Below are 24,036 nucleotides of genomic sequence, written 5' to 3'. Positions count from 1 at the left end.
CGAATCATGCCAAGAGAACTTCCTAAACGGTTTCGCTCCGTACGTTATTTTGATCGTATCAGTTCAGAAATTGCTGATATTGTTCGCATCGAAATGGAGAAGTTAGGTTATCCAGGTCTCACTACCTCACATTTTGAAATATTAACGTTTTTGATTCGAACATCGAAACCTATCAACATGACCCAAATTGCAAAAACAATTGAAAAAACAAAACCAACTTGTACCGTGCTAGTGAATCGATTGGTGAAAGAAGGCCTTGTGGATCGTAATCCGTCTCCTAGTGATGGAAGGGAATGGGCTATTTTACTTTCAAGGGATGGAAAAAAAATTCGGAAAAAAATCGTAACCATTTCCGCAAAATTATTATCCCTTCAAACTTGGGGGATTTCAAAAGAAAACGAGGATATTTTATACCCTATCCTCGATGAAATTTATAAACACATCCGAGACCGAAAGGGAATCGTTTGAATGTTTAGGATGTAAACACAGGCCTTCTGACTTCAACAGAGGCTGAGATGCCTTCTTTTGCGTCAGGTGATTGGATACTTGCAATCGTATTTTTTACATCTTCTTTTACCAGATCTAGTAAAGGTTTGTGAACACTTAAAATTCCTTTTTTTGTATCTCTCATTGCTGAGAAGGAATTTTTTTTCAGTTTGGTTTGTAAAGACTTCGACTTCTTTTTCAAGTCATCTTCTGTTTCTGAAATTTCTTCAAATAAAGTAGGATACTCCTTTGCTTTAAAAGCATCACCGAGTAACACATGACGTTTAGCTAAGTCATAACCAACGGCTTCCCCCATCAGTGCATAAACAAAAGAAGGTACTTGGATTCCAATTTTCACTTCAGGTAATCCAAAACGAATGTCAGAAGTGGCAAATCGATAATCACAAACGAGAGCAAGCATCGCACCATATCCTAACGCATGCCCTGAAACTTCCGCTATGGTAGGCATCGGTAATTGGTAAATTTCAGTTAGGTTGTGATAAAATAGTTCTAAAAATGAAGCAAGATCTTTTGACATATCCATTGAACTAACAGTTGTCAAATCTAGACCTAATGAAAAAGATCCTGCAGAACTACTTCTTAAAACCACAACCTTTGCTTTTGAATCTTTTGCTTGTTGGATTGATTGTTTTAATGCCAAAAAAGACTCATTGGAAAAACTGTTCTTGTCATTAATCCCAAGTTGAATGATTCCGATTCCATCATTCAGTTCAAAACTTATCATATTTCCCTCGAATTGGTTAGATATCTAACTAATAACGAAATGGGATATAAAAGCAAGGATAAATTTATGAAAAATCTTGGAGGTAAGTGTGAATGACTTCCTTCATAACGGCAAGGCCAATGGGAAGTGCATCTTCGTCAAAATCGAAAAAGGAACTATGATGAGGGTGGACAAATCCTTTTTTCTCATTTCTAGACCCGATGAAAAAATAACAGCCTGGTTTTTGCATCAAAAAAGCAGAAAAATCCTCTCCACCCATAGTACGAGTATTTTCTTCCGTTAGACAATTCTCACCCAGAACTGACTTGGCAGCCTTTCGGACGACATCAGCCATTACTGGGTCATTGATCGTTGGTTTATCAATTCGTTTGTAATCCAAACGAATTTTGGCTCCAAAACCAGAACCTACTTGTTCTACCAATTGTTTCATTCGTTCCGGGATCATGTCGTAAACAGATTTTGAATAGGTACGAACCGTTCCATGTAAAACTGCATTTTCTGGAATTACATTAAATGCATTCCCCGAATGGAAGGATCCAACGGTTACAACACAAGGTTCTAAGGGATCTACATTCCTAGAAACTAAAGTTTGTAAGGCGGTAACTAAATGACTACCAACAAGAATTGGATCTACAGTGTGTTGTGGCATCGCTCCGTGTCCAGAGGTACCTTCAACTGTGATTTTGAATTCATCAACGGAAGCCATCATGGTTCCATTGACGACACCTACCTTTCCTAAATCAATATGGTTCCAAACATGTAGGGCAAAAACAGAATCAACACTGTATCGTTCTAAAATGCCAGATTCAATCATCCTATCGGCACCTGATCCACCTTCTTCAGCTGGTTGGAAACAGAGCAGAACTCTACCTTTCGGTACAAAACTTGAAAATTCCTTTTTTAAATCAGAAGCTAACGCAAGTAAAATACTCGTATGCCCATCATGCCCACAGGCATGCATTTTTCCTTCATTTTTACTTTTGTATGGGTGAACATTTTCTTCATGGATGGGAAGGGCATCCATATCTGCACGGACCAATATGGTTTTTCCTGGTTTTCCAGAATCAAACAAGGCAACTAGACCCGTTTCTGCAATTCCTTCTTCGACAATAAAACCTAAGGATTCTAAATGCTTTTTTGCAAAACTGGCAGTCTCTTTTTCTTCGTATTTGAGTTCTGGATTTTGATGGAAGGTACGGCGGTATAATACCATTTCATCTTTTCTATGTGTCGGAAAGGATTTCATAATTTATCCGTTTCGATTTTAGCTCGTTTTTCTACTTCTTCCAATATGGAATACAAATCTAAACCATACTTTTCAAATAGAGAGTTTTTAGCTAATTCGTATCGAACTAAATTGATATTAAAATTAATTTTAGCTTGGGTAACAGCAAGTTCTGTATTGGCCAAACTATCAAGTGCATTTTTGACATTAACTGCTGTATAACGGCCTTGTTTAAAACGTTCCATGAGTCCGTTATAAAATGTTTCTGTTTCCTTTTTTGTTTTTTGTAAGTCTTTAAGTAGAGCGTGACTTGCAATCAAAGCTTCATGTCGAATCGCAATTTCCTGCTCAATTTCTTGTTCTAAATTTTGAATTTTAAGTTCATTCACTTTCAAGTTTGTTTCGGCATCACGGATGGCAGCTTTGATCCCCAAATCCCATAATGGATATGACATTTTTAATTCTGCGGCTATTTGTGGATACATAAAGGATGAAACGCCACGTTGTCTTGCGATAAAGTTTTCTTGTGGAGATAAAAAGTTTTGTCCAATCGAACTATAGGATACAGTTGCTAATAGAGAAGGGTCATCTTCTGCCAATGCTGTATTTAATGCCAGTTTTGCGATTTCTCGTTCTCTTTTTAGGATTAAATAATCAGTTCTATGTGCTAATGCGTATTCAATATCAGCTTTTATATTAATATTCGTTGGTAATGTTTCACTTAAATCGGTAACACCTTCAATGGAAGAAGATGTATCAACATTCAGAATGCGGATCAAATTTCGTTCTGCTTCTATCCGGTCTACTTTTGCCTTTTCAAGTAAGGACTGTGTTTTGAGATAAGCTTGGTTCCATTGGTTTACTTCGAATCCTTCGGAGAGTCCAAGTCCAGTTTTTCGTAGTGTTAATTTCCGGATTTCCTCTGTATTTTTCGAAACTTTCTCATACGTTGCAATGCGGGAATCAACAATACTCAATGACCAATAATCAACGAGTATTTTGACAACAAGTTGAGTTAAGATATTGATGTAGTTTTCCCTGACAAGGAGGGTTTGGTTTTTTAATAACTTCTCTTTTTCTTCTTCGTTTTTACCAAAACTATACTTTAGCAGTTCTTGTGATAGTGTAGCAGAAATCGCACCAGTATACATAGGAGGCGCAGCAAGTAAACTTGCAAAACTAGATGTAGAGGAATCTGGGTTTTCAAATGCGTTTACGTCATAACGAATGGTGCTGATTTCCGTTTTAAAATAAGTTCCAGTTTTGAATTGTTTTTCAATACCCGCAGAAATTTTATCTTGGGAACGAATTGTTCCCGCAAAGATGTTATTTCTGTTAGTGGGGAATAATTGTTTTGCAGACTGGATACTGGCTAGTGCTCTCCAGGAATATTTGGATTCATTTTTCCATTCGGGGCTGTCTGCTTTGACGATTTCCAATTTTGCATTTTGTACGATAGTATTATTTTCAATGACTTGTTCGATTGCTTGGGCAATGGACAAACGCAGTTTTTTCGGGCCTGGCCCTTGAAGAGGTTCCGGAACAACATCACCATTTTCCCACTGGGCAAGTTGCATGCGTTTGATGTCGTCATCAAAGTCGGAATTTGCCAAAATCGGGAAAGTGAGAAGACTCAAAGATATTAACCAGCTGGTCAACTTTTGAGATTTTGTGAGAAAATGTTTGGGGATAAAATTTTGTCTTTTCAATGGAAACTTTTTAAACCCCTTACAGAGACAAGATGAAAAAATCAATGTTGTCAATCAACCGAAAATGTAAAAAGCTTGGCCTGGAAAGCTTCTTTTCTGGGAGAACATTGTGGCAAATTTGTCTAAAAAACCGAATCGTTTGGTTCATGAAAAAAGTCCTTATCTGTTACAACATGCACACAACCCAGTAGATTGGTTTCCATGGGGACCGGAAGCCTTCGAAAAAGCAGAAAAGGAAGATAAAGTCATCCTTTTATCCATTGGTTATTCCACTTGCCACTGGTGCCATGTGATGGAACGCGAATCCTTTGAAGACGAATCCACAGCAGAAGTTTTAAACCGTGATTTTGTATGCATTAAGTTAGACAGAGAAGAACGTCCCGACATAGACAAAATTTATATGGATGCATTACATGCGATGGGTACTCAAGGTGGATGGCCTCTCAATATGTTTTTGACTCCAGAAAAAGAACCCATCCTTGGGGGAACTTACTTCCCACCTGAAAACAAGTATGGGAAACGAAGTTTTAAAGAAGTCCTAAAACTTATAAACCAGGCTTGGACCCACCAGAAAGGGGAACTTTTACAAGCAGCGAAGGACCTTACGATTTACTTAAAAGAGAATGAAACACGAACCAATGCTGGACAAGTTCCTGAAAAACAAATTCTCACACAAAATTTCAATCGATACATCCAAGTATACGATAAGGATTATTTTGGTTTCAAAACAAATTCTGTTAATAAATTTCCGCCGAGTATGGCACTTAGTTTTTTACTCGATTATTACATGATCGAAAAAGACAATCGTGCTTTGGAAATGGCATTTAATACATCGTATGCCATGAAATCGGGTGGAATTTACGATCAAGTTGGCGGAGGAATTTGTCGTTATGCGACAGATCACGAATGGTTGGTTCCACATTTTGAAAAAATGTTGTACGACAACTCATTGTTTGTCGAAACTTTGGCAAAACTTTACCTAATCACAAACGAAACTTTCTTTCTAGAAACGATCCAGGAGATCATCTCTTACATCGAAAGGGATATGCACCTGAATGTGGGTGGAATTGCCAGTGCCGAGGATGCAGACTCAGAAGGGGAAGAAGGAAAATTTTATGTTTGGACAGAAAGTGAAATCAAATCTTTGGTTTCCGATGAAGAGATCCTGAATTTCTGGAATGTAACGGAAGAAGGAAATTTTGAACACAATCAAAATATACTCCATGTTTATTTTAAAGGAAAAAACCCCTTCCTTGATGGAATCCAATTCAAAAATGATTTTAAAGAACGAATTCAAAAAACAAAAAACATTTTGTTGGAAAGAAGGGACACTAGAATTCGTCCGTTACGCGATGATAAAATCTTAACATCATGGAATTGTTTGTGGATCCGCGCATTACTTGCTAGTTACGAAGTGACAGGTGAAACGGAGTATCTAAACCAAGCCAAAGAGATATACCAATTCATTCATACGCATTTAGTCAAAGAAGACGGATCCGTTTTACGAAGGTTTCGAGATGGAGAAACCAAATACTTTGGCACATTGTCTGATTATTCCGAGTTGATTTGGGTTTGTCTTCGTTTATTCCAGTTAGATGGTGGAATCCATTATTTCGATGCAGGTATTCAAATTTGGGAGTACTTAGAGAATCATTTTTTATCGGATGTGGGTCCTTATTATGAATCCTATGAGGGGAATGAGGACTTAATCGTACGCACGATTGAAGGTTATGATGGAGTGGAACCTTCCGGAAATTCTACAATCTTACATTGTTTCTATTTTTTAAATTCACTAGGTTTTTTAAATGGAAAATTAGAAACAAAAGCAAATTCTATCTTCTCTTATTTTTTACCAGAACTCACACAAAACTCTCTCAGTTATCCTTCAATGTTATCCGCATTTCAAAAATTCCAAACTCCATCAAAAGAAGTTCTCGTGGTTTATCGAAACCAATCAGAGGACATTGTAAAAAACATTCGGATGAAATTAAGCCAAATCAAAGATCCAGCTCTTGTTTGGTGTGTCCTTAGTGAGGAAGAATGTCGTTCTTTGGAAAACAGGTTGGGTCTGTTACAAGGACGAGATGCGGGGAATGGAATCCGTTATTATGTTTGTCAAAATTTCCATTGTGAATTGCCAAAAGACAATTGGGAAGAAACCTTACAACTTATATCGCAATAGGAGAAGCATCACCCCAAAGTCTATCTAATGAATAATAAGTTCTCATTTCATCCGTCATGATGTGTACACAAATTTCACCATAATCGAGAAGGATCCAGCCTGTAGCATCCTTCGGTAAATCAGCTAAATTTTGACGTTTGACTGCCAGTTTTAAGGGTTTCATATACTTATCGATATCTTTCGCACATGATCTTCCTTGTGTTTCTGTTTTCACTGTAGCGATTACAAATAACGATAAATAAGAATGAACATCTTTAAGATCAAGAAATTGAATGTTTTCACATTTCTTATCAACTAATGTTTGTTTGATTTTTTTAAGATGTTCTAAAGTTTCTGAACTGATATTTGGCATTTTAATCCTTGGAATTTTGAAAGTCTTCTCCGAGTATAACAGTGGCATCAAGGCCTAAGTCTTTTCGTAAGGAAAAGAAAACCTTTCTGCCCTGAAATGTTTCAGAAATTAAATCTGTATATTGTGTGTTTCCAGATCGATTTAAAATCACTGTGGATTTAAAACTCGAATCCCAAGCATTGTCAACGGTGAGAACTTTCAGACCTTTATCATTGAGTAATACTTTTCCATATCTGGCAAGTCCATTTTTTGCAGTTCCATTAAGAACCTCAATCCTTGCCCTTTCCCCTTCGCCAAAACTAGGAGACCTAAGTTCACCAGAAAATTTATAAAATGCTACCTTTATCGTTTCCTCGTTAGCCTTTAAGATTTGGTCTTTGTATTTGGGACGTAACACGGGTTCACCTGGAACTTCAGATACTCCAAATTGGATTTTTTCCTTTTTCAAAAAATCGATCAAAGTTTCCCATTCTTTCGAAGATAGGTTTGTTGTCATTTGACCATGTAAATAGGTGAGTTTTTGTTTACTCAAGGCATCTCGTTTTTCATGGATAGTTTCAAAAAGAGTTAACATCACAGTCTCTTGGATTTCCAATCTTCGAAAGTAAGAAATCATCGAATCATCAGAAAGTGAACTCATCCAATCGAAACAATCTTCTCCATCTAAAACATAAGATTCTTTGTTTCGATTGTAGTTTTTAGTGATATGTAAAGACTTTGGTTCAAAAAATAATTGTAATCCACCAAGTAAATTCACCCAATTTTGAAATTGTTCCTTGGTCCATACGATTTTGTATGGAATGTTGGAATCCAAAGTATCCTCTAAAACAGATTCAACATAAGAAGGTGCAGAACTACCTTTCTCTTTTAATGACTTTTCACCATCATCAAAACTAGTTTTAGGATTTACAAAAAATAGAGCAGCCTTTCTTTCATTTGGATAAAATTCAGCATATAAAGAAAATAAGTATTCGTCTTTCTCACCCAAAACCGAAAACAAAATCGGCATTCGTTTGCTTTGTGAAAATTTTTGGTCTAAGGAAAACCCAGTTTTTGACCTAAAAATTAAAAACAAAATGGCAAAAATAAAAAAGGCACCCGCGATGATGAGAAGTGTTTTTGCTGGAATGGTTTGTTTATCTTTTGTTTCACGTAACATCTATTAGATTTCCTTTAATGATAACAATGATTGGTTATAAGTATAAAAAGTATAAGGATGGATGATTTCTTTTTTTTCCATTAGAAATGAGATCGTCTGGAATGCTTTCATAAAAATGCCAAAATCTAAGTTTTCTTTCGTTTTTTGAAACCATTCCTCTAGATCCAAATTTCGATAACAATAATCCGATCCTAAAAAATCCGCCGCATACAGAATTTGATCTAATAAAGCGGGTTTAGGATTTCCCAAGGTGTGATTTTGGATGGCCGACTGGATTTCCTGATCGTAAAAATCGTAATTTTTTTTAAGGAAAAGGGGAGCCGAGTAAGCATGTAAGGCTTGGAAGGGAATTCCATTTGTATCTAAATTAAATTCAGTAAACAAACTTTGATGGACATCCATTTTTTTTTGTTTGGTGATGTCATGGCATAATCCTGCTAAGTAAGCTTTATCTGGATCTTCGTATCCATGTGCCAACGCCAATTCTTTTGCATAGGAAGCCACTCGTAAAATATGTTGCCATCTAGTATCCGTGACATGATTTGGAATTTCTTTTTGGAAGAATTGTATCCAGTCATTCACTTGTGTGGGAGTGAGATTCATTTTTCATCTCCTCTTAAAGATTCCCTTATTTGTAGATAAGAATCCAGTAAGGACTTTGTTTGGGGTAAAATCGAATGATTTTCCCATTCACGGTTTGGTTGGTTCCTAATTTCAGTACTACTCATTTTGACAATTGGGTTGTTTAAAACCAATACTTGTTTTTCATCGATGAAGTTTGGGATTAAAATTGGATTCGGAGATTCCGTACTACGCCTTACAACGATTAATTTATTTATTTTCTGTAAGATAATATCGAAGGATTTCCATTCGTTAAAATTTTGTAAATTGTCCTCACCGATGACAAGGGAAATATTTCCCTTTGTTTCCAAGGATTGTAAACTTGTTATGGTATCGATCGTGTAACTAGTTGTTTCTTTTTTGATTTCTTCATCCCATAAGACTAGATTTGGGGATAAAAATTCATGGAATTCTGATTGGCATAAGGACCAAATTTCTTCCCTAGAAAATTTTTTTTCGTTCAATTTAAAAGGAGATAAAAAATTCGGACAGATATAGATTTTGGATTCGGGAAACTGTTTTTGTAGGGAAGAGATCACATGTCTATGACCAATGTGTGGGGGATTAAAACTTCCACCAAACAAAATCACATCCATTTTACCCTCGGACTTGTCCGTTCCCAGTAACATAAGTTGTGGTTGTTGTTAGGTGGATGAGTCCCATCGGTCCCCTAACATGTAATTTCCCAGTTGAAATTCCCACTTCCGCACCAAGTCCATATTCACCACCATCATGAAACCTTGTGGAACAATTCACAAAAATGGCTGCACTATCGAGTCCTTGTTTGAAAGTTTGGATTTCTGTGATGTCTTCCGATAAAATACATTCCGTATGACCTGAGCTATATTTTTTGATATTTTCCATAGCTTCTTCAACTGAGTTCACAAGTTTTATACTAAGCCTTGTGTCTAAAAACTCTGTCAAATAATCCTCTTCAGTGGCAAGAGGGATTGTTGGATCCATTGATTGAATAGAAACATCACCCAGGATCTGAACTCCATTTTGTTTTAATTCCTGTAATAAAACTTTTGTATTTGGGTAATTTTTATGGATGAACAAATTCTCCAATGCATTACAAACACCTGGTCTTTGGATTTTTGAGTTTACAAGAATAGGTAATACAATTGTTTCGTTGGCTTTGTCAGACAAATATAAGTTAGTCACACCTTTATCATGTTTGATGACAGGGATTTTGCTATTTTCTGATACAAACCGAATGAGAGCCTCACCACCCCTAGGTACAATGACATCGATTAAATCATCCAATTGGAAAAAGGGAAGCATCGCTTCTCTGTTTGTATTGTCTACAAAACTGACAACTTCCTTACTCACATCTGGAAATTTTGAATCTTCGATGGCTTTGTGAAAGAGGGAGGATAAAATGAGATTTGAATGATACGCTTCACTACCACCACGTAAAATACAAGCATTCCCAGACTTAAATGACAATGAGGCAATGTCTACTATGACATTCGGTCTCGACTCAAAAATTGTCATCACAACACCAATAGGAACTCGTTTTGTCAAAAGTTCGAGCCCATTGGGAAGGATGGTTCCTCTAACTACTTCCCCAACCGGATCTGGGAGTTTCCTAATCTCTTCAACACTCTTTGCCATCCCATGGATTCGTTTCGAATCAAGGAGCAAACGATCCATCATAGAGGAACTTAATCCCTTATCTTTCCCATTTTTTAAATCAATTTGGTTTTTTGTTACAATCTCAGATTCATTTTCGAATAACAGTTTTTCAAACCGAAGTAAAACCGTATTTTTCTGGTTTGTGGTAAGTCGTTTTAAACTCCGACTGGCTTCCTTTGCGTTTGTGGCAATGGTTTTTGCATAAGTGGTATAGTCTTCAGCCATAAATTACTCCGTAGGAAAAGAAAAAAAGTGAGATTGGATTTCGGAAGCAGTCGGGATTCGGTGAGGGAATCCATCATTGGCTATCAGAGTTCCAAACGATTCGTTCGTGAAAAATTGGCCAATTGCATGTTTTTTTTCACCATTCACAATTCCCGTTTTGATTCCAAATGGTAACAAGAGTTTTGCGGCATTGATTTTTGTAAACATCCCACCTGTACCTGGACCAGAAGGTCCAGTTGCGAGGGATTCTGTTTTTCTAGAGATTTCTGTAAATAAATCAATTTTACGATTTCCCTCTAAAAATCCATCAACTCCAGTGAGGATTAGGAGTAGGTCTGCACCCACTATGGAGGCTACTATGGCTGATAAAATATCGTTATCACCTAAATTAAGTTCTTCGGTAGATACGGAATCGTTTTCATTGACGATCGGTAAAATTCCCCAGTCCAAAAGTTGGCGAAAGGTTTGTTTGAGATTTGTGAAACTGCTATCTTCATTTAAGTCTTTGCGACCGAATAAAATTTGCGCAATCGGAATGTTCACTCGGCTAAAGAAACTTTCATATAAATTGAGAAGTTTGTTTTGACCCATAGCAGCAAATGCTTGTTTTTCTGCGAGAGAAGTTTTCCCATTTGGTAAAACACCCGTTCCAATTTTATCAACGAGTAGTTTTTTCCCTTGGGCAATCGCACCAGAGGATACGAGAATGATTTCTTTTCCTTGGTCGCGTAAGGTTCTTATATCACCAACTAAATCATACAAAAAATCATTAATTTTGGTTTCTTCGCCTGAAACTCTCGCACTACCAATTTTAATGACGATGAGTTTTGCGGCTTCGAGTGAATCTAAAAATTCCTTACGTGTTTTCATAAACTAACTTTGCTTTTTCTGGAAAAAATACTTTATCAATTCTTTCGAGTAGGTATTCCAAATTGTTTTCTTTGTCAGCAGAGATACAAACAATCTCACCAAGAGAAGAATAGTTTTTTTGGATTTCTTCGGTAAAACTAGGGTCGTTATCCCATATATCCATTTTGTTGATGACAATCAGGTATTTTTTGTGTAGAAGAGACTCGTTATAATTCCCAAGTTCACTCCGTAACATTTCCAATTCTTCTTCTAATTGTAAATTCCCACCATCAAATAAAAACAAGATCCCTTGTACACGTTCAATGTGTTTGAGAAAACTAATCCCAAGGCCCACACCTTTGGAAGCACCTTCAATGATTCCTGGAATGTCAGCGACTGTATAACGAAATAAATCTTCATGTCTATGCACCACACCGAGATTAGGTGATAGTGTGGTAAACGCATACCCGGCAATTTTGGGATGTGCATGTGTGATTTTGGCAAGTAGTGTTGACTTACCAGCGTTTGGTAGTCCTACAATGCCAATGTCGGCGAGGAGTTTTAATTCTAATCGTAAGGAGAAAGAATCACCATCTTCACCAGGTTGGCTATAACGAGGTGCTTGTTGGACCGAGGTTTTAAAAAAAGTATTCCCTTTGCCTCCGCGCCCTCCCTTAGCTATGGTAAATGTTTCCCCATCATGGCTAAAGTCGTAAATGAGTTCCATCGTGACCGCATCAATGATTTGGGTTCCCACAGGAACTTTCAGAAGTAAGTCCTCTCCATTTTTTCCATTCCGGTTTTGGCCAAGCCCTGGACCTCCGTCTTCTGCGGCATACAGTCGGTCGGGTAAGTAATTTTCCAAGGTCATCATACGACCTTCGGCAACAAAGATCACATCTCCACCTTTGCCTCCATCGCCTCCGTCAGGTCCTCCAAATTCGACAAACTTCTCTTTATGGAAGTGGACAGAACCTGCCCCTCCGTGTCCGGCTCGAATTTGGATGGGTACTTCGTCAATAAATCCGCTCATAATATCCTTTGGTCAAAAAAAAACCCGTTTAAGGATGACCTAAAACGGGTTTTGTCCTCTCTTATAATTGAGAGGATTAAGCTTTCGGGTAAACGGAAATTTGTTGTCTTTCTTTTGTTACGTGTTCGAAAGTCACAATCCCGTCAACGAGTGCATAAAGGGTATGGTCACGACCAATCCCTACGTTTTTACCAGGTTTGTATTCAGTTCCTCTTTGGCGTACGATAATGTTTCCAGCAATTGCTTGTTGGCCACCATATACTTTTACTCCAAGTCTTTTCGATACCGAATCACGACCGTTCTTTGTGGAACCACCACCTTTTTTTGTAGCCATTGTTTACCTCTTAATTAGTTCGTTGTTGATGGAAATCGCATGGGAGTGGGAATGTTCTAAACTTCTCAAACCAAACTCAACCATGGCAAGAAGGCTTTGGTAGCCATCTATTTGGTTTTGTTTGACAAAAAACTGAAGATACCCGTCTCGTTTTTCTTCTCTTTCCAAACTGCCTTGTGATGCCAAATACGAGTGAGCACTCTGCACGAGAGTGGAGACTCCGGCACACAAAAGATTTTCGCCTTTCGAACCTAGGTTCGTTGGAGAATGTCCTTCCAGTTGGATTCCTGCGATTTTCCCTCCTAAATCTTTAAAAATTGTACTATAAATCAATTAACCGCTGATTGAAACTACTTGGAGTTTTTGGAGTTGTTGTCTATGACCCCAAGACTTCTTGTAGTTCTTTCTTTTTTTGTATTTAAAACCGTGGATTTTTTCACCCTTACAGTCTTCTAATACCTTTAAAGTGACTTTAGCTCCAGACAATGCTGGTGACCCAATGTTCACTTTGTTATTATCGGAAAGGAGTAGGACTTTCGTTTCTACTGTGCTTCCAACCGTGTTTCCTGTTTTTTCTGCGACGAATACCTGGTCAGGAGACACTTTAAATTGTTTGGCTCCAAGTTCAATGATGGCGAACATATAACTATCCTAATCTCTTTCTCGAATGTAGTTCTTACCAGGATTTCTGACAGGCACCTCTTGTCAAACTGAAATCCCCATTTACAGCCTAAGCGGATTGGAATTTCTGGTAAAAACAATGGAAATTCGCAACATCGCCATCATCGCACACGTCGATCACGGTAAGACGACACTAACAGATTGTATCCTTCGCCATACGGGCGCCGTAACCGCAAAAGAAGACCGAGAAAGAATCATGGATTCCAACACTTTGGAACAGGAAAAAGGGATTACGATCCTTGCCAAGAACACTTCGGTAAAGTACAAAGGAACTCGCATTAATATCGTTGATACTCCAGGTCACGCTGACTTCGGAGGAGAAGTGGAACGAGTTCTGTCCATGACAGACTGTACACTTTTACTCGTGGATGCATTCGACGGACCAATGCCACAAACTCGGTTTGTGCTTGGGAAATCACTCCAACTCGGACACAAACCAATTGTGGTTGTGAACAAAGTGGACCGTGAAGGAGCAAGACCAGGTTTTTCTGTAGACAAAGTATTTGATTTGTTTAGTGACCTAGGTGCCACCGAAGAACAGTTAGACTTTCCTATCATTTATGCTTCTGCCAAACAAGGTTGGGCAGTAAACCAACTTTCAGAAGTTCCAGGATCCAATATTGAACCACTTCTTGATAAGGTTTTGGCTCATGTTCCGGCAGTAAAGAACGAAAGCGACAAAGCTCTTCAATTCCAAGTCACAGCACTAGACTATAATGAATATGTAGGTCGTATCGCCATTGGTAAAATTTACCAAGGAATGATGAAAAAAGGCGCTGATGTCACTCTTGCCAAAACAAACGGAACCACAGCAAATTATAAAATCACAAAACTGTATGGTTACGAAGGACTCACTCGTTACGAAATCGACGAAGCGGGCTCCGGAGACATCGTTGCCATGGCAGGGATTCCTGATGTGTTCATCGGAGATACTGTTTGTGACTTAGGAAATCCACTCCCTCTTCCTGCGATCCAAGTAGAGGAACCAACTGTATCGATGTTCTTTATGGTGAATAATTCACCGTTTGCTGGGAAAGAAGGAAAGTTTGTGACAACACGTAATTTACGTGAACGCCTTGACCGCGAACTCGAAACCAACGTAGCACTTCGTTTGGAAGAAACTGAAGACAAAGATCGTTTCAAAATTCTAGGACGTGGGGAACTCCACTTATCCATCCTCATTGAAAACATGAGAAGAGAAGGATACGAACTCCAAGTTTCTAGACCAGAAGTCATCATCAAACACAATGAAGCTGGTGAAAAGATTGAACCTTACGAAACACTCGTAATGGACCTTCCAGACCAATACACGGGAGCTGTGATCCAAGAACTAAACCGCCGTAAGGGTGAGTTAACAGGAATGGATGCTCATACTTCTGGGATCACTCGTGTGGAATACACAATTCCAACAAGGGGACTCATTGGTTTCAGAGGTCACTTTATTTCGGAAACTCGTGGAGAAGGGGTCATGTCTAGCCGATTCTTACGTTTTGACAAATACAAGGGTGAAATTCCTGGCCGTAAAAACGGAGCCCTCATCTCTATGGACTCAGGGGAATCCACTGCGTATGCTTTATGGAAAGTGCAAGAACGTGGGGATCTTTTCATTGAACCACAAGTAGCAGTGTATCCTGGTATGATCCTAGGAATGAATAGTCGGGATACAGATTTAGAAGTGAACCCAGTGCGTGAGAAAAAACTCACAAACGTGCGTGCTTCTGGATCGGATGAAGCCATCCGCCTTGTTCCACCGAAAAAACTCACTTTGGAACAATCCATTGAATTTTTAGATGATGATGAACTTTTGGAAGTGACTCCACAAAGTTTGCGTCTTCGTAAAAAGGTTTTGGATGCAAGTATGAGAAAAAGGTCCAGTGGTGGAAGATAAGTAAAAATCCAAAGTTTTACGGATCAACCAATCTAATAAAAAAGGGACTAAGTCATTAGTCCCTTTTTTATGTTCTGAGAAACGTTGCGGGAATTGGTATCTAACTAAAATCCCAATCCTTTTAACGCATTCCCTGCACCAGGAATCTTTTTTAAGGCGTCGCCTGCTTTTCCTTTGATCACTTCTTTGACAGCCCCGCCTATGAGGTCTGTTAATGTTCCGATTCCAACACCAAGTTCTACATTTGGATTTCGAATATCACCATAGGTTCTAAAAGGAATAAACAACCGTTCATCTTTTACCAAATTCCCTACGATTTTATTCCGGAGTTCTTTGGGATCCCCTTGGCCTTTGGTGGCTTGTTTGATTTTTTCATCAACAGAAGCGAGGGATTTTTTAGATTCAGCTTCATCATACAACATTCCCATTCTCATTTCATGGTAGTTAGTTGTAGTGATGATGTAGGATCCTTTTGAGATTTGAAGGTCATAATTTTTGGTTGGGAAAGTTGGTTCATCAAGAAAAGTCACCTTACCGTTGCTATACTCAACTTGGAAACTTACATCTTTTTTAAGTTCTGCTTTTTCCTTTAATTTGTCTAGTTTCAGTCCAGCTTGGTTGAGAGCAGGAAGTTCTCCAGCTATGGCATCAAAGGCAGCGAAACCAGAAAGGAAGGAATCTTCTTTCATGGTGACTTCGTAAATTACCTTTGGATTCACTAAACCAGTTTTTTCCACAAACGGAGTTACCTTACCACCGGTTTCCAATAAAAACTTTGCAGCCTCTTTTTTGTTTTTTCCAATGATTGTTACATCAGTATCAAAATTTACCTTTAGGCTGTTATGCGAAGCTAAATCACTGCCATCAATATCAATGTCCTTTAATTCCAAATCCAATTTTTGGACAAGGATTTGTTGGCCAGTTTTACGCATATTCACTTGGATATTCCCTTCTTGGATTCCAACAAGACTCATTTGAATGGCAATCGGAATGTCCTTGATCGAAAATGGACCAGAAGGTGGTTCACTTGCTTTTTCTTTGGCTTCCTCTGCTGCCTCTGCTTTTTTCTCTGCTAAGGCCTCAGGGGAAAGTGCGGGATTTTTTTCACCATTCACAATTTTGGGAGTTTTGAATAGTGAAGTTAAATTATTACCACCGTCTTCATACATCGTAAGAGCGATATTAGGTTGTTTTAAGACGAGTTTGTTGACCTTAACGGTTTTTGTTAAGAGAGCTAAGAAAGAAATTTTAACATCGACTTTACCAAGTTGGATCGTACCTTTTGGTTTTGATTTCCTTTCCTCTAGAGGGATTCCTTTATTCGCAATCTCATCCCTTGGTGCTAGGATGATCCCTTCGATTTCAATGCCTGAAAGTACATTGAATAGATTGATATTTACTGTTTCAACATGTGCTCTGACATTTAAGGAAGATTCAATTTGTTTGACGAGAAAGCTCGGAGTGATGATACTTCCTGCAAATACAAATGCGATGATAATGATTAAAAGAACTGAGGCAATAAACCCAACAATTCCATAACCTATTTTTTTCATAATTACTCCTGATTCCATCTAAAACGGTGGACTAGAGACTATATCGATTTAGGAAACTGTAAAGTAAAAAAGGAAAGAAATTAATTCAAAAACCTTACAGAACTTATGATATTGGTTAATTGTTGGAATAATTCATCTCCCACTTCTTCATCAGAATTGTAAGTTAAGAGGATCATTCTTTCTTTATTTGCCACTAGATACACCATCCAAACACGGTCTTCTCTTTGGAATTCGCAAGCCCGAATGTTTGATCCTTCATTATTTTCAAAAACCGCAACTTTCTCCGGGTCATAATCTATTTCATGAATTTTGAGATAATTTTCGAGTTCTTTATCAACGTCAAAATGTTCTAGTTTGGATTCGAAGGCATATACTTGTAAGGCACCACCACCATCGGGATGGAAAAATGCGGGAATTTCTTCTACGACCATATGTTCCCAGGTGACCGGAAATAAAAAAGAATACCACCCTTGGGGAGAGCGAAATTGTTTGTACATTGGTTTTGTCATAAGAATTCCCTTTTCTTTCCAGTAAATCTATGGAGGAATGGCAGTAAATGATTTTCAAATCAAAATGGCAATGCTTAGTTCCAGTTTTAGGTTTTGGCCTTTTTTCCTTTTTTCCCTTACACGCCCAAATCTCTGGGTATGATGTTGCCTATCCTTCCGCTTATTTACTCGGACTTTCTTCTCAAGGTGTAGTGAGTTCAAACCCTATGGCTAGTTTGTATGGAAATACTGCATTTTTATCCTACCAATCAAAACATATATTAGATGTTTCTGCAAATGCCAGTTATGCGAATCCCAATACTTCTCCATTGTATTTATCTGGGGCAGGTTATCTTTCTTTTTCTGAATCAATAGGATTTGGCATTCGTGGAAAACCTGTTTACTTACGTTCGTTTCCAGCAGATGAAAGGTTTTCTAATTATGCATTCCAAGCATTTGTCAATTGGAAGTTCAATCCTTACGTTTCCTTTGCCATCCAAGTTGGTCCTGGAGTTTCTGGGAGACTTGGAGGTTATAGTTCGTATTCATGGAATGTATCTGTGTCTACTGCCATTCAATATGAAAATTTCAGATTTGGGATTTTATTAGAATCACCAGGCACATATCGATTTGATCAATATTTAGGTTCAGAACGATTGAAGGAAAAATTACCGGAAAGGTTAATCTTAGGATTTGGGTATAAATGGAACGATTGGTTGGAATTACAATTGGAAGGTTCCCGTAAATTTTATGAAAGTACATCCGTTGATCTAAATCAGAAATCACAATTTATACCTTATCCAGTCAAGACCATGTATTCGGGTAATATCAGTTTGGCGATTGGAAAAATGGAGTCATTTCAGGTTTTAACAGGTGTTGGGCGAGAGATTCGTATGGAACAAAGTTTACGAGGTTTTACGACAGGATCAATTGGAGTTGCGGGTTCATTTTTCCCAACTTGGTTTGGAGAAGGATTGTTTTACGCAGTTTCTCTCCAAAGGTCTGGCATGAGTGTAAAAGAAAGGGATGGAGCCGAAACAAGGATGGCCATCCAAGTCCAGACACAATTCTAATCAAGAACGCCATTTGCTTAAATAAAAGGCGTTTTGGTTGTTTTCCATAAACACAGTTTTAACGTTTTGTGCAGATATCGTCCAGTTTGTAGAGAAATATAGGATATTTTTACTTCTTTAGGCGAGATGCATCGTCGGTACGATACTTGCATCTCATTGGGAAAGGTATCCAATATGGTTGATTTCAAAGTTTCCAAACGAATGCTCGTCAACTTCCGCGGACAGAACAAAGTTGTGGGAGGATTAACAGATAAAGATAAAATTGCAATCCTTCTTTATATCTCCAAAGAATTTGCCAATTTAGATAGAGAAGACCAACTCTTTTCCAAGGTCATCCTGATATGCCAGGAAATATTTGAGTCGGACAACACCACACTCAGGTTATGGGATGGTGAGTTCTTAGTCCCAGTAAAATTTGTCAAAGAAACTGAACCACCTCGCAGGAATTTAAAACTGGGTGAGGGTTATTCTGGGACAGTGTTTGAAACCAAAGAACCAATTCTTGTGAACGATTTGTCCCGTTCCGCTCATTACTTTGATGAAGGGGAAAAAACCAAATCGGTGATGTGTGTTCCTATCATGCAAAAGGAAGAAATCCTTGGAACACTTGCAGTAGAAAGTGAAAGAGAGAATTTTTATATCATTGATGATTTGGAAATCCTCGAAGCCTTAACTTCCCAACTGGCACTTGCTTTATATGGAGTACGCCTGATTGAAGGACTTGTCACTGCTAGGGCAAGGGAAGCCGCCATCTTAAACCAATTAGAATGGGATTTGAAGATGGGACGAAATGTCCAAAGCCAAATTCTCCCCCAGGACTTAAGTGCTTGGAATGGAATCTATTTTGCAAGCCATTACGAACCTATGGCAGAAGTCAGTGGAGATTTAGTCGACATTGTCAGACAAGGTCATTCGTTAACTGCAATTAACATTGATGTATCGGGACATGGAATTCCAGCAGCACTTGTCACAATGGCGATCCACCATCAGTTCCGTCGTTCCGTCATGGCAGGACTTGGTCTCACAGAAATCATGGAAGAGTTAGGCGAAAAATTATGGGAACAACTCCCGGAATCTACCTACTTCACTGCCTTTATGGTACGAATTTTTAGCGATTATACTTTTGGTTATGTGAATGCAGGCCACCAACGGATGTTACATTACAAAGCTTCCGATGATACCTTCATTCAATATGACACTAAAGGTGTTCCTCTTGGAATTTTGCCAGTCCGCAAAATCGATTATGAGGAAAAACAAGGGAAACTCGAACCTGGTGACTTTTTACTTTTGATCTCAGATGGATTCAGTGAACAAAGAAACCATTTAAAAGATGAAGTAGGTGTAGAGAGAATCCAAACTTGGTTACATGACGAGAGAGAAAAACTTGTCATTGAAGGAAGAGGGAAAGTGGATCTAAAAAAATTAGCATCCTCTTTTATCAAACGTTTCCGAACTTACCAAGGAGAAGTACCAAATGGAGACGACTTAAGTTTTCTCTTTCTATATTGTGGTGATTCCATTCCTGAAGCATCTCATTACATCCAACTGGCAAAACAATCCAATTCAAAAATGAAAATGGAAGAAGCCTATGCCCAAGCTCTCAAAGCATTTAGTATCGATTCTTCCTTAAAAGAGATATTGGTATTTCTTGGAAAAATGTATTACAGAGATGGAAAGTATACAGAAGCAATTCGTTACTTAGAAGAGTATTTAAGAACTTCCGGTGATAACACAGCTGCATCACATTTTATGATGGGCAGAGCTTATTACAAAGCAGGTATGATCTCGGAAGCAAAACGAGCGTTAAAGATGGCACTCTCCAGTGACCATAGTTTTGCGAAAGCGAGTATTTTACTTGCACAGTGTTATTTAAAAGAAAATGCGAAACCAAAAGCGATTAAGGTATTACAACAAGGCGTAAAAAACACACCTCAAAATCTGGAATTAAAAACTTCGCTTTTGAGATTAGAATCACATACCCAAAAGGTAAGTTAAGGAACGTTATATGAGACATCTCGGAGTTTATTTTAGTTTGATAGGATTACTGTTGGTAAGTAATGTATTTGCGGAAACAGTCGTTACCCCTGACAAAGATAGTTTGGAATCACTTGCCAAGGAAATGGCAGAGATCAAAACCTCACTGGCAGAGACAAAACTGGCATTGGAAACCACAAAACAAGAAGCAAATTGGGTTTGGACTTGTATTGCTGCCTTCCTTGTATTTTTTATGCAAGCTGGTTTTGCCTATGTGGAAGCAGGTTTCACACGTGCCAAAAATGCAGTGAACATTCTCATGAAAAACTTTTCCGACTTAACAGTGGGAGCAATCGCGTATTGGCTCATCGGATTTTCGATTATGTTTGGTCCTCAAATTGTGAGCGGATTTGGTATTGGTCTTCCATCATTTGCCGAATCTCTCATCAATGCAGAGGATGGGAGTATGGATCCATCCAAGTATACATTTTTTATCTTCCAGATTGTATTTGCTGCCACAGCCGCGACGATTGTTTCCGGAGCCATGGCGGAACGCACAAAATTTTCAGCCTATCTGATTTTTTCTGAGGTAATTACCGCGTTCATTTATCCCGTGTTTGGTTCTTTAGCTTGGGGGAGTTTACTTGGGATTTCAACAGGTTTTCTCGAAACATTAGGCCTTGGTGGTGGAGACGGAGTTGGGTTTCATGATTTTGCTGGATCAACAGTGGTACATAGCATCGGAGCTTGGGCAGGGCTTGCAGGTGCAATCGTAGTTGGACCTCGTATGGGTAAGTTCCAATCTGATGGCCGTGTATACCCGATTCTTGGGCACAATATGTCGATGGCGGCACTTGGTGTTTTTATTTTATGGTTTGGATGGTTTGGCTTTAACCCTGGTTCGACGACATCGATCGAAGGGGGAAGTTTTGCAAAAATTGCGGTTGTGACACATATGGCAGCTTGTGCCGGTGCTATCAGTGCTATGGTTCTCACATGGTATTTATTCAAAAAACCTGAAATCGGTCTCACGTTAAATGGTGGTCTTGCAGGACTTGTTGCCATCACTGCACCTTGTGATAATGTCAGCATCTTCGGTGCCGTTCTCATTGGACTTGTGGCAGGAGTCCTTGTCATCATTTCCGTTCTCTTTTTAGACAAACAAAGGATTGATGACCCAGTAGGTGCAGTTTCTGTTCATGGTGTATGTGGTGCCTGGGGGACTTTGGCCTATGGACTTTTTAGTCTCGATACAGGCCTATTTTATGGAGCCGGTTTTGCCCAATTTGCGGCACAGGCAATCGGTGTTGTGACTGCATTTTTCTGGGCTTTTCCTGTGAGTCTTTTGGTATTTTATTTGATTAAAAGGACGGTTGGCCTTCGGGTTTCGGAAGAAGAAGAATTATTAGGATTGGATATTTTGGAACACGGAAACGAAGCTTACCCCGTTTCGAAATAGTCCTTGACCCTAGATTTTCTCTATGGGGAAGTCTAGGGTGTGTTTCGTTTTTTTCTATTTTTACTCCTTTTCTGTTATGGTTGTTTTGAATACGAGGAGACAATTCTCTTTCGTAAAATGAGTTCCGGAACGGTTGAAATATCCTATACCGTTCCTCTCAAAAAAGATTCCAATGAATCCCTGGTTAAATTTTTACCCACTTCGAAAGAAGAAATCCTAACATCTGTTAAAAAGAAATCAAATAACAATTTACAAGTAAGAGATTTTACGTTTCGAGAATTAGAAAAATCAGAAACAACTGATATGTATTTCAAACGAAAAGGAAAGGTATCCTATAAATTGGATTTTGAAGATCCCGTTCATCTTGAGGGAGTTCTCATTGGTACATTTTCCATCAAACAAAAACCTAGATCCGTGACTGTCAAACGTGACTTCCCCAATCTCACGGATAATGCAATTCTTGATACCAGTGCTGGAGAGAAAAAAATCATATCGGAAACATCACGGTTGTTAAGGGAAGGAAAAATCCAATTCAAAGTTTTGTTTCCCAAGGATTCTGAATGTAGTTCGAATCGCGGATTTATAGGACTTGGAAATTTGGTCTACCAAATCCCTTTACAGGAAACGTTAGAAAATCCAGATACAAAAACTTGGGAATACAAAATCCGTTTTTTTTGAATTAGAGTAGTCCCAATCCTTTTGCGGTTTCAATGAATAAGGCAAACCCATCTAAATTTTTTTTCTCAGGAATATAGTGTAATTCTTGTTTGAGATAACGCTCTGTTATGGCGATGGGAAGGCGTTTTTCTTCACTGATGATGGTTGGAAGTTCTTTCAGTCCATACTCAAGTGCTTTTAAAAAGATTTGGTTGTCCCATTCTTTTCCCTTTGGATAAGCCCAAAACGCAAAACAAAAATAATGTCCAGTGATTCGATTCCACCACTCGGCAAGGTCAATGGCTTGGTATCCATTGATTGGAATTTGCAAAAGAGCATGGTCTCCAAATAATAAATGGGAACCAATCCCTGAATCCATCATTTTGGAAATTTCCATCGCATCGGTAGGGATCACTTCGATTTTTTTACCATACTCCAAATAGAATAAACATTGTAATAGGCAAACACTGGACCTGGAACCTTTATCTGTATAAACTACATTGGGAATCCCAGGTTCTGTTTGATTTTGAAAGAACAAAACAGAACGAACAACGTCACGTGCACAAACTCCTACAATTTTTGTGTAATCAAATTGGTCCTTGTTTCGTTCACATTCAATAGAAGAAACAAGGGCACAGTCGAGTTCTCCCTGTTTGAGTAGTTCTATGAGCACACTTGGATTCTCATACACAGGGGTAAATTCAGGGGACTTTTCAAAATAGAGGGTAAGTGGGCGTGCATTTAGGTGTTTTACGATACCAATCTTCAAGAAGCTACCTCCATTGGAAAAAACAACTTGTCAGAATCAAAAAACTCTGTTGAATCTTCGTGAGGGCAAATTGGACTTTCGAACATCTTTAAACACAATCGGTGATGCCGAGTTTGAATTCATCAAAAATTTAGTGTACAAACAAGCAGGAATTTTCCTTGCTCCACACAAAAAAATCATGGTGCAGTCCAGACTCAACGCAAGGTTACGTACACTCGGGATCCAAAGTTTTGAGGACTATGTGGCAAAACTCAAAATGGATCAAAATTTTGCGACCCAAGAGATGCAAGAACTCATTAATCGCATAACAACGAATAAAACTGATTTTTTTCGTGAGAACCACCATTTTGAATTTTTAAAAAATGATTATTTCCCTCAGTTGGAAAAAGAAGCCGCTGAAACAGGGGCATCAAAAACCTTACGTATCTGGTGTTCTGCATCCTCCACAGGAGAGGAACCTTATTCGATCGCAATCACGGTGTATGATTATTTCCAAAACAAACCTGGTTGGAATTGTAAAATTTATGCATCAGACATTGATACCCAAGTTCTCACCACTGCTAAAAAAGGTGTGTACCGGGATGATCGATTGGAACCTGTATCCGAAACACTGAAGAAAAAACACTTCAACCAATTCACCGAAAAAGACCATGTGTTTTATGAAGTAAAACCTCACTTAAAGGCACTGGTTGACTTTCGTCAAATTAACCTATTGCATTTTCCTTTTCCCATCACAGATAAACTCGACTTAATTTTTTGTCGGAATGTTGTGATTTATTTTGACAAACCAACACAAAAAACCTTGTTCCAGAATTTTGAAGTCAGTTTAAAACCAAAAGGGTATTTGATTTTAGGACATTCCGAGACAATGTTTGGAATCTCCGACCAATTCAAATTTTTGGGTCATACCATTTACCAGAAAAAAGTGTAAGGGGT

General features: G+C 38.5%; 24 protein-coding genes. 8 read left to right on the top strand and 16 right to left on the bottom strand.

Translation table 11 applies throughout. From position 1 onward, the window contains the following. Positions 1 to 6 precede the first annotated feature (6 nt). Positions 7 to 468 carry a MarR family winged helix-turn-helix transcriptional regulator gene (locus ND812_RS11415; protein ID WP_265357870.1) on the top strand — a complete coding sequence of 154 codons (462 nt, stop codon included), beginning with the start codon at positions 7 to 9 and terminating at the stop codon, positions 466 to 468. A 4-nt stretch (positions 469 to 472) separates the two neighbouring features. On the opposite strand, the gene ND812_RS11410 is transcribed toward ND812_RS11415, so the two are convergent. From ND812_RS11410 to ND812_RS11400, 3 genes are all read right to left on the bottom strand, one after another. After that, complete coding sequence (locus ND812_RS11410) at positions 473 to 1,231, bottom strand: enoyl-CoA hydratase/isomerase family protein (protein ID WP_265375550.1); 759 nt, start codon at positions 1,229 to 1,231, stop codon at positions 473 to 475. Positions 1,232 to 1,295: 64 nt separating this feature from the next. Then, positions 1,296 to 2,477, bottom strand: coding sequence for a M20 metallopeptidase family protein (locus ND812_RS11405; protein ID WP_265375549.1), 1,182 nt, complete (start codon positions 2,475 to 2,477; stop codon positions 1,296 to 1,298). Next, positions 2,474 to 4,033, bottom strand: coding sequence for a TolC family protein (locus ND812_RS11400; RefSeq protein ID WP_265375950.1), 1,560 nt, complete (start codon positions 4,031 to 4,033; stop codon positions 2,474 to 2,476). The genes ND812_RS11405 and ND812_RS11400 overlap by 4 nt, the downstream gene beginning before the upstream one ends. A gap of 241 nt (positions 4,034 to 4,274) precedes the next feature. Between ND812_RS11400 and ND812_RS11395 the strand changes: the two genes are divergently transcribed. Beyond that, positions 4,275 to 6,347, top strand: a complete 2,073-nt coding sequence (locus tag ND812_RS11395; RefSeq protein ID WP_265375548.1) for a thioredoxin domain-containing protein — start codon at positions 4,275 to 4,277, stop codon at positions 6,345 to 6,347. On the opposite strand, the gene rsfS is transcribed toward ND812_RS11395, so the two are convergent. The 10 genes from rsfS to rplU all read right to left on the bottom strand — a co-directional run bounded on the left by rsfS (position 6,334) and on the right by rplU (position 13,200). Next, positions 6,334 to 6,699 carry a ribosome silencing factor gene (gene rsfS / locus ND812_RS11390; protein ID WP_265375547.1) on the bottom strand — a complete coding sequence of 122 codons (366 nt, stop codon included), beginning with the start codon at positions 6,697 to 6,699 and terminating at the stop codon, positions 6,334 to 6,336. The genes ND812_RS11395 and rsfS overlap by 14 nt on opposite strands. Position 6,700: 1 nt before the next feature. Next, a complete protein-coding gene (locus ND812_RS11385) occupies positions 6,701 to 7,858 on the bottom strand; it encodes a LytR C-terminal domain-containing protein (RefSeq protein ID WP_265375546.1) in 1,158 nt (385 codons plus the stop codon). A gap of 3 nt (positions 7,859 to 7,861) precedes the next feature. Next, positions 7,862 to 8,461, bottom strand: coding sequence for a bis(5'-nucleosyl)-tetraphosphatase (symmetrical) YqeK (gene yqeK, locus ND812_RS11380; protein ID WP_265375545.1), 600 nt, complete (start codon positions 8,459 to 8,461; stop codon positions 7,862 to 7,864). Beyond that, complete coding sequence (locus tag ND812_RS11375; RefSeq protein WP_265375544.1) at positions 8,458 to 9,075, bottom strand: nicotinate-nicotinamide nucleotide adenylyltransferase; 618 nt, start codon at positions 9,073 to 9,075, stop codon at positions 8,458 to 8,460. The genes yqeK and ND812_RS11375 overlap by 4 nt, the downstream gene beginning before the upstream one ends. Position 9,076: 1 nt before the next feature. Further along, entirely contained in the window at positions 9,077 to 10,342 is a 1,266-nt protein-coding gene (locus tag ND812_RS11370) for a glutamate-5-semialdehyde dehydrogenase (protein ID WP_265375543.1), read from the bottom strand. Positions 10,343 to 10,345: 3 nt separating this feature from the next. Beyond that, positions 10,346 to 11,212: a glutamate 5-kinase gene (gene proB / locus ND812_RS11365; protein WP_265375542.1), complete on the bottom strand. Its 867-nt coding sequence runs from the start codon at positions 11,210 to 11,212 to the stop codon at positions 10,346 to 10,348. Next, the gene (gene obgE, locus ND812_RS11360) at positions 11,199 to 12,224 is read right to left on the bottom strand and encodes a GTPase ObgE (RefSeq protein ID WP_265375541.1); all 1,026 of its coding nucleotides are present in this window, start codon (positions 12,222 to 12,224) and stop codon (positions 11,199 to 11,201) included. Before obgE ends, proB begins: the two co-directional genes overlap by 14 nt. Before the next feature lie 76 nt (positions 12,225 to 12,300). Next, a complete protein-coding gene (rpmA, locus tag ND812_RS11355) occupies positions 12,301 to 12,558 on the bottom strand; it encodes a 50S ribosomal protein L27 (protein WP_108959159.1) in 258 nt (85 codons plus the stop codon). Between the two features lie 3 nt (positions 12,559 to 12,561). Further along, on the bottom strand, positions 12,562 to 12,891 hold the full coding sequence (locus ND812_RS11350) for a ribosomal-processing cysteine protease Prp (RefSeq protein ID WP_265375540.1): 330 nt from the start codon (positions 12,889 to 12,891) through the stop codon (positions 12,562 to 12,564). Next, positions 12,892 to 13,200 (bottom strand): 50S ribosomal protein L21, encoded by a 309-nt coding sequence (gene rplU, locus ND812_RS11345; protein ID WP_012388757.1) that lies wholly within the window; start codon positions 13,198 to 13,200, stop codon positions 12,892 to 12,894. 118 nt (positions 13,201 to 13,318) lie between these two features. On the opposite strand from rplU, the gene typA reads away from it, so the two are divergent. Continuing rightward, the gene (typA, locus tag ND812_RS11340) at positions 13,319 to 15,127 is read left to right on the top strand and encodes a translational GTPase TypA (protein ID WP_265375539.1); all 1,809 of its coding nucleotides are present in this window, start codon (positions 13,319 to 13,321) and stop codon (positions 15,125 to 15,127) included. Positions 15,128 to 15,231: 104 nt separating this feature from the next. Here the strand turns inward: typA and ND812_RS11335 are convergent, their stop codons facing one another. After that, positions 15,232 to 16,680: an AsmA family protein gene (locus tag ND812_RS11335; RefSeq protein ID WP_265375538.1), complete on the bottom strand. Its 1,449-nt coding sequence runs from the start codon at positions 16,678 to 16,680 to the stop codon at positions 15,232 to 15,234. An 80-nt stretch (positions 16,681 to 16,760) separates the two neighbouring features. Then, positions 16,761 to 17,189 carry a hypothetical protein gene (locus ND812_RS11330; protein WP_265375537.1) on the bottom strand — a complete coding sequence of 143 codons (429 nt, stop codon included), beginning with the start codon at positions 17,187 to 17,189 and terminating at the stop codon, positions 16,761 to 16,763. 47 nt (positions 17,190 to 17,236) lie between these two features. Here ND812_RS11330 and ND812_RS11325 point away from each other — a divergent pair, with 47 nt between their 5' ends. From ND812_RS11325 to ND812_RS11310, 4 genes are all read left to right on the top strand, one after another. Beyond that, the gene (locus ND812_RS11325) at positions 17,237 to 18,241 is read left to right on the top strand and encodes a hypothetical protein (RefSeq protein WP_265375536.1); all 1,005 of its coding nucleotides are present in this window, start codon (positions 17,237 to 17,239) and stop codon (positions 18,239 to 18,241) included. 174 nt (positions 18,242 to 18,415) lie between these two features. Then, entirely contained in the window at positions 18,416 to 20,236 is a 1,821-nt protein-coding gene (locus ND812_RS11320; RefSeq protein ID WP_265375535.1) for a SpoIIE family protein phosphatase, read from the top strand. 10 nt (positions 20,237 to 20,246) lie between these two features. Continuing rightward, positions 20,247 to 21,674, top strand: coding sequence for an ammonium transporter (locus ND812_RS11315; protein ID WP_265375534.1), 1,428 nt, complete (start codon positions 20,247 to 20,249; stop codon positions 21,672 to 21,674). 39 nt (positions 21,675 to 21,713) lie between these two features. Then, positions 21,714 to 22,352 (top strand): LIC11874 family lipoprotein, encoded by a 639-nt coding sequence (locus ND812_RS11310; RefSeq protein WP_265375533.1) that lies wholly within the window; start codon positions 21,714 to 21,716, stop codon positions 22,350 to 22,352. A 1-nt stretch (position 22,353) separates the two neighbouring features. Here ND812_RS11310 and ND812_RS11305 read toward each other — a convergent pair whose 3' ends face one another. Beyond that, positions 22,354 to 23,100 carry a menaquinone biosynthetic enzyme MqnA/MqnD family protein gene (locus ND812_RS11305; protein ID WP_265375532.1) on the bottom strand — a complete coding sequence of 249 codons (747 nt, stop codon included), beginning with the start codon at positions 23,098 to 23,100 and terminating at the stop codon, positions 22,354 to 22,356. Between the two features lie 70 nt (positions 23,101 to 23,170). Between ND812_RS11305 and ND812_RS11300 the strand changes: the two genes are divergently transcribed. After that, positions 23,171 to 24,031: a CheR family methyltransferase gene (locus tag ND812_RS11300; RefSeq protein ID WP_108959275.1), complete on the top strand. Its 861-nt coding sequence runs from the start codon at positions 23,171 to 23,173 to the stop codon at positions 24,029 to 24,031. The last annotated feature ends 5 nt before the right edge of the window (positions 24,032 to 24,036 follow it).

The organism is Leptospira limi, assembly GCF_026151395.1.
GTDB lineage: Bacteria > Spirochaetota > Leptospiria > Leptospirales > Leptospiraceae > Leptospira_A > Leptospira_A limi.
Note: the sequence above shows the minus strand (reverse complement) of the source record. Positions and strands in the feature narration are given on the sequence as shown.